The 6,792-nt window shown below is 35.8% G+C and carries 5 protein-coding genes; 3 read left to right on the forward strand and 2 right to left on the reverse strand.

What is annotated here, in order from left to right:
• Nucleotides 1-100: 100 nt before the first annotated feature.
• The 3 genes from ACKI2P_RS02990 to ACKI2P_RS03000 all read left to right on the forward strand — a co-directional run bounded on the left by ACKI2P_RS02990 (nucleotide 101) and on the right by ACKI2P_RS03000 (nucleotide 4,162).
• A complete protein-coding gene (locus ACKI2P_RS02990; protein WP_292740303.1) occupies nucleotides 101-322 on the forward strand; it encodes a 50S ribosomal protein L14e in 222 nt (73 codons plus the stop codon).
• Nucleotides 323-386: 64 nt separating this feature from the next.
• A complete protein-coding gene (locus ACKI2P_RS02995) occupies nucleotides 387-1,352 on the forward strand; it encodes an RNA-guided pseudouridylation complex pseudouridine synthase subunit Cbf5 (protein ID WP_407374873.1) in 966 nt (321 codons plus the stop codon).
• Nucleotides 1,353-1,843: 491 nt separating this feature from the next.
• Nucleotides 1,844-4,162, forward strand: a complete 2,319-nt coding sequence (locus ACKI2P_RS03000) for a hypothetical protein (RefSeq protein WP_407374875.1) — start codon at nucleotides 1,844-1,846, stop codon at nucleotides 4,160-4,162.
• Nucleotides 4,163-4,367: 205 nt separating this feature from the next.
• Here ACKI2P_RS03000 and ACKI2P_RS03005 read toward each other — a convergent pair whose 3' ends face one another.
• Nucleotides 4,368-6,158 carry a DUF2207 domain-containing protein gene (locus tag ACKI2P_RS03005; protein WP_407374877.1) on the reverse strand — a complete coding sequence of 597 codons (1,791 nt, stop codon included), beginning with the start codon at nucleotides 6,156-6,158 and terminating at the stop codon, nucleotides 4,368-4,370.
• 24 nt (nucleotides 6,159-6,182) lie between these two features.
• Entirely contained in the window at nucleotides 6,183-6,740 is a 558-nt protein-coding gene (locus ACKI2P_RS03010) for a LemA family protein (protein ID WP_407374878.1), read from the reverse strand.
• Nucleotides 6,741-6,792: the final 52 nt, after the last annotated feature.

Below are 6,792 nucleotides of genomic sequence, written 5' to 3' on the forward strand. Positions count from 1 at the left end.
CATTTCAAATATGGATGTTTATGATTTAATTATTAATTCTGATAGTTTCGATCCAGAAAGATTATCAGAAATCATTATTCAAACATTAAAGGTGATATAAATGGCATCAATCGAAGTAGGTAGAGTATGTGTTAAAATTGCTGGTAGAGAAGCAGGCGAAAAATGCGCAATCGTAGAAATTATCGACGAAAACTTTGTTGAAGTTGTTGGTGAAGCAGTCAAAAACAGAAGATGTAATATTGCTCACTTAGAACCAACCGAAGAAACTATCGATGTTTCTGGCGATATCGAATCTATCAAAGCAGCTTTAGCTGACTTATAAATGAATAATTAATTTATTCATTATTTTTACTATTTTTTAAATCTATTTTTTTAAGGTATTTTTCATGAAGTTTGACATGATAACAAAATCTAAGAGTTTTACAAGTCCTGATTTTGGCTGCAGGCCGGAAGACCGTGAAATTGAAGATTATATTTCTAAAGGTGTAATCAACTTAGATAAACCTTCAGGTCCGACATCTCATGAAATCGACTCCTGGGTTAAGAGGATTTTACCTATTGAAAAATCAGGACATGGCGGAACACTGGATCCTAAGGTTACTGGAATTTTGCCTGTGGGGCTTGATGAGGCTACACGTGCAATTCAACTTCTTTTGACTGCTCCTAAGGAGTACGTATGTCTTTTAACATTCCATCAGGACGTTCCTGAAGATAAGATCCGTGAAGTTTTTGCTGAATTTACCGGTAAGATTTTTCAACTCCCTCCAGTGAAATCAGCTGTTAAAAGGGAACTCAGAACCCGTAATATCTATTATTCCACAATCTATGAAATTGAAGGAAGGGATGTTTTATTCAGAATAGGCTGTGAGGCAGGAACCTATGTCAGGACATATTGTCACAATATTGGTGAAGCTTTAGGTGTTGGAGCACACATGGCGGAACTTAGAAGAACTCAGGTAGGTTCATTCACTGAAAAAAATAATTTAGTTACTCTCCAGGATGTAACTGATGCATATCATTTCTGGATTGAAGATGGAGATGAATCCTTTTTAAGAAAGGCTATCATGCCAATGGAACGGGCTGCAGACTATTTGCCCAAAATTGTCATAAAGGATTCTGCTGTTGATGCGGTTTGCCATGGTGCGAATCTGGCAAATGGAGGTATTGCAGAACTTGCAGATAATATTCAGAAAAACGATATTGTTGCAATAGAAACCTTAAAGGGCGAACTTGTTGCAGCGGGCAATTCATTGCTGAATTCAAACGAAATTATGGAAGCCGATTCAGGATTTGCAGTAAATGTTTCAAAGGTATTCATGAAACCCGATACCTATCCTAGATTCTGGAAATAATTTCATAGTGTTTAAATTGTTTTCAAATCAATTATACTTATCTCAGTGATATAATTGATTGTTTAAAATCATAAAAGGACATTGCCATATTCTGAAGGGGATTTAAATGTGTTTTCTTCAAATCCAACAGGATAAGTAATGTTTCAGGATGGCAGTAAAATAATCTAATTTCTTAATCTGAGCCAAATACCGTCACTTTAAATAAAATGGCCAATTTTTGTGTATTTTAACATTTGTTTGTATATTACTGAACTTTTTTTTTAAAAATAACTTAAATCCCTTTATTTTTACATTAAATAATTGTAGATAACTTTTATTGGTTGTGTTTATTTAGTTGATATTTATTTGCAGTATTGTAAAATTTAATATATTCTATTGGTCAAATTCGTAACTATTAAATATAATTTTTAATAAATCTAAATATCATATAAGTGTGGGGTTATAAAATTTCAAATAAAAAATTTTTATTAGTTTCACTATTGCTTGTGTTATTGACTTTCTCAGCAGTAAGTGCAACTGATAACCTTGATAATCAAACTGAAGTAGAATTGTACACTAGTGTTGATACTTCAGAAGAGAACTTATCTAGTGAGGTTAGTGATGTTTATAGTTCTAATACTAAAACATTTACTGAATTAAATTCTTTAATTAATGATAAGGCTAGTTTCCAAGTTACATTAGATAGTCCTTACAAATATGACCCTAATTATGACTCTAATTTTAAAAATGGAATAAGCATTACCAGATCCATGATTATTGACGGTAACGGTTATACTATTGATGGAAGCAACATCGCAAGGCTTTTCCTGGTCTCAAATTATGTGAATTTCAAAAATATTATTTTCATTAATGGTAATGCCGATTACGGTGGAGCTATCAAAGGGGATAACTATTATGTTACCAATTCCAAGTTCATTAATAATCATGCAACTTCTGACGGAGGCGCTATGAATGGAGGATATGCCACTTTCAGTACCTTTGAAAGGAACACCGCTGACGGGTCTGGAGGGGCATGTTACTCATGCAATGTAGAGGATTGTTCTTTCACTGATAATTATGCTAAACGTGAAGGTGGGGCAATCTACAACACATACACTCAAAGATCCACATTTATCAGAAACCATGCGGACATGTACGGTGGGGCAATGTCAAGAAGTTCCGTTTCGGGCAGTTCGTTTATTGATAATGATGCTACTATTATGGGTGGTGCAATATTTAATGCCTACGCATACAACTGTACTTTCACAAGGAATAAAGCTACAAATGGTGGTTCCTCTGCAGGAATTTCCGCTTCTGCAGATTTATGTAAATTCATTAGCAATTCTGCAGATTATGGTGGTGCAGCTTACCAAGGTAACATTTATAATAGTATCTTTAAGCAGAATACTGCAAAACAGGGAGGTGCAATGTTTGCCGGTGAGAATGCTATTGACTGTGTTTTCGACCATAATACTGCCACTGAATTTGGTGGTGCCCTGATGCAGACATATGCAACAAGATGCAACTTCACTTTTAATTATGCTCCTGATGGAGGTGCAATGTATCACGCTGATGCTAAAAACTGTAACTTCTTTAATAACTCAGCCGGTAACGGCGGAGCTATGTTTAACGGTTATGCCGTTAGCAGTAATTTCAGATATAATACTGCAACTTCAGGTGGTGCTCTTGCAGAAAGTGATGCACAATCATCTGATTTCAGATACAATTCTGCTAAAAACGGTGGTGCAATTTCAGGAGGATCCATAGTTGCATGCACAGTCATAAGCAATACCGCTACGGAATATGGTGGGGGAGCATATAAAAGCTCTTCTCAAAGGTCATTGTTCAGAAGCAATGTTGCAAAATTAGGCGGAGGTATTGCATTGGGTTCAGCTTCAGAATGCACATTCCAGTATAACAATGCATTAGTATCCGGCGGTGCAAGATTCGATGCATATGTTGCGGATTCAGAATTTGAAGGAAACACTCCAGTATATAAATTATATGTATCAGACTTTACAGGTATCACCGGATTTGGAGGAGATATCAAAATACAGTTATATGATTCTCCGAATTATCCTGTAACTGGTGTCAATGCAACAATTAAGGTTTATAATTCTAAAAACAAGTTAATCGGTACTTATTTCAGTGAAGTTGGATACAACTGGTTTGTCAATTTCCCTAGCGGCAAGTATAAGGCTGAGATAAATATTGGAGATCCTGCATATGAATTGAGTGCTCTGAAAATCAACATTAACTTTTTGACTCCTACATCAATTTATGTTGCAAGCATTACCACAAACTATCAGGCTGGAAAAGTCCTTTTGGTTAATCTGCATGACAGTGCAGAAAACGTAATCAAATACGCTAAAGTTTCTGTCACATTAAACGGCGAGACCAAAACATACATGACAGATGATAACGGTCAAGCTATGATTCCAACTAAAACTTTAAAACCGGGCTCTTATGTTGCTTCAATTAATTTTGCAGGTGATGCAACTTATATAGGTTCATCTGCTACTGCAAAGATTACTGTTAATAAGCTGACTCCTAAACTGACCGCTCCAAAAGTGACATTTAAGCTTAAAGACAAAACTAAAAAATATGTCGTTACCTTAAAAACCAATAAGAATGCTGCCATGAAAAGCGTTAAAATTACCGTTAAAGTAAACGGTAAAACTTACTCTGCAAAAACCAATTCTAAAGGTCGGGCTACATTCAAACTCACTAAACTGACCAAAAAAGGTACTTTCAGTGCTACAGTTAAGTATGCCGGAAACAGCATATATAAAGCCGTAACCAAAACTGTAAAACTCACGGTTAAGAGATAATTTCACATCTATTTAATTGATGTTATCATCATTTATTTTAATATTTTTCTTTTTCGATTTTATTTAAAATCCCATATCTTTGATTAAATTAATTTCACATGTCATTGTCAAACTTTTTCTATTGTGTGATGTATAGGTAAAGTTAAAGATTTTAGCAAAATGAGAATAAAAATTATAATTGTAAAAAAAATAAGAAAATGGAGAGCTAGAATGCACCTCCACCTCCACCACCGGATCCTCCTCCGAGGCCTCCGAAACCTCCTGAATCAGAAGATGACGGATTGGCTGCAGATTCTCCGGTCGTAAACGCTTCATGCATCAGATAATATCCTCCATAATGGTGATACAAGAACACATCATCATCAAAATCTGAGATATTTTGTTCTTTCAGTTTCATAGCTTCATATACTTCATCGGCCACTCCCAATGCTGCACCGTAAATCAGGTATTTTTTCCAGATAACTATTGATTCCGGAGGATGCTCGCTGATTAGGCTGTTGTCTTTAAGGAAGTTTTTAAAGTTTTTCCATTTGAGGTAGAACATTCTTCCCTTTTCGGTCCATTGTCCGAAAATATCTTCAGGTAGCATTATCACAATTAATGAGAAAATGACAAGTACTATTCCACCACCTATTGCGAATATTCCATTGTGAAGGTTGGTAACCAGTCCCAATGCAATGATTATTATTCCAATAACGATACCAGCAATGCCCAATAAATTCATAATGACTGATCCTGTATTGTGGAAATAGCTTTCAAGAATTTCACTGTCCAGATATTCATGCTTAACGTCGTTCTGCCAAACTTCATATTCTTCCATGAATAGTTTGGCATTGGATTCATAGGACAAATCAGCATTCAGATTGGATAAATTGACGATATGGTTTTCATCTTCAAACATTGATAAAATGTCCACTACTGTATTTTCATGCATGGCCAGTTCGTCATGATGGCTTTTATCGATTTCGAGGAACAGTTCATTCATGTCCGTATCGCCGTCTTTTCTGGTTTCTAGTTTGAATACTTTTTTATCTATAAGGTTCAGTATTGTGGCTTCAAATCCTTTCATGTTCGGTGTTCCGATATCTTTTGAATTATCTATCAGTGCATTAATGACCGCAGGCGGATCATCACTAGGCAATTCCCTTTCATAGATGCCGTCATAGTCCACTTTTGGTTCACGGCCAAATTTTAAATAGATGAATATTCCAGAAATCGGACTGAGTAATGCCAGCAATCCTAAAAGGAGGTAAGTGCCGTTCCAGAAGTTCCTTCCGTTCACGCTTTCTTCCAGATTGTGCATTATCTTTTCCTTACCGTTTTCATTAACGACCTTAGCATATGTTGCATCTTCAAAGTCGGTAACCGGCATTAAAACAAGCAATTCATAAAATTCACCTGACGGAATTGATTTGGATGTCAATGTAATTGTGTTGTTGGTCAGATAGCTTGTTGAATTGTATTCCTGAGGATTCAGGAAATAGGTGTTGCTTGTGTTTCCCGGAAGATGCACGATTCCGGTTAATGTTCCAACGCCAACATCCCATTGTTCACCCCAAAGCTTATATTGAAGACCTGCAACATCATTGAAAAGGGTTACAGTTTTGTGCATATCATAGCTGATGGTTACATAAACTTCGGTATCGGATATTTTTTGGGTATGGGCTTCATCGGCATACAGATATATCTTCAGGTGGCACATTCCATCCTCTTGCGTAACCTTTACGCTGGAATAGGCACCGTCCGTATCGACCGTAATGTTTTCAATACTTTCTCCTTCTTTGAGAGGGATGTCTCTATACACCCCATTGAAACTGCCTTCGAATGTATAATCATATATTTCATCTACATGAAGTAGACCATTATTTTCAACATATAGTTCGACGAATGCCTGATCTATGCTGTAGCTGTTGTCATCGTCTGCCGAAACTGCATTTAGCGCTGAAAATAATATTAAAAATAATAAAATTATACAAAATGTTTTTTTAACATTCATATAATTTCACCTTTTTGTTCTGTTTTAGAATTTAACTTCAGGAACCTCTCTGTCGCTTTCAGGTGCTTCAAAGAACGCTGCGGTTTCAAAGTTAAAACGTTTAGCAAACCAGCTGCTTGGGAACTGTTCACATGCATTGTTGTATTTCAATACAACATCATTGTAAAACTGCCTTGCATATGAGATTTTGTCTTCGGTTTCGGTTAAATCTGACTGTAATTGTTGGAAGTTTGAATTTGCTTTGAGTTCCGGATAATTTTCAGCAACTGCAAACAGTGATTTTAAAGCCCCGGTCAACTGATTGTCTGCTGCACTGGTCTCTTCGACACCATTTGCATTTATCACATTGCTTCTTGCTTTGGTGACTTCTTCAAACACTTCCTTTTCATGTGCCGCATATCCCTTTACAGTTTCCACAAGGTTTGGAATCAGGTCGTTTCTTCTTTTAAGTTGCACTTCAATTTGTGAATAGCTGTTTTTAACACGATTTCTAAGGTTTACCAGATTATTGTATAAATGTATGAATGTGTACACAATAAAAACTATAAACACTATAATTACTATTATTCCAAGAATGGTCATTAAGTCCATGGTATCACCTAATATATAATATAATCTATTAAAAAATATACTT

The organism is Methanobrevibacter sp. (assembly GCF_045541095.1).
In the GTDB taxonomy this organism is placed as follows: domain Archaea; phylum Methanobacteriota; class Methanobacteria; order Methanobacteriales; family Methanobacteriaceae; genus Methanocatella.

Bases quoted from the DNA above. Each gene is read 5' to 3' on its own strand.
- ACKI2P_RS03010 (WP_407374878.1), bottom strand. From the start codon at position 6,740: ATGACCATTCTTGGAATAATAGTAATTATAGTGTTTATAGTTTTTATT.
- ACKI2P_RS02990 (WP_292740303.1), top strand. From the start codon at position 101: ATGGCATCAATCGAAGTAGGTAGAGTATGTGTTAAAATTGCTGGTAGA.
- ACKI2P_RS02995 (WP_407374873.1), top strand. From the start codon at position 387: ATGAAGTTTGACATGATAACAAAATCTAAGAGTTTTACAAGTCCTGAT.
- ACKI2P_RS03005 (WP_407374877.1), bottom strand. From the start codon at position 6,158: ATGAATGTTAAAAAAACATTTTGTATAATTTTATTATTTTTAATATTA.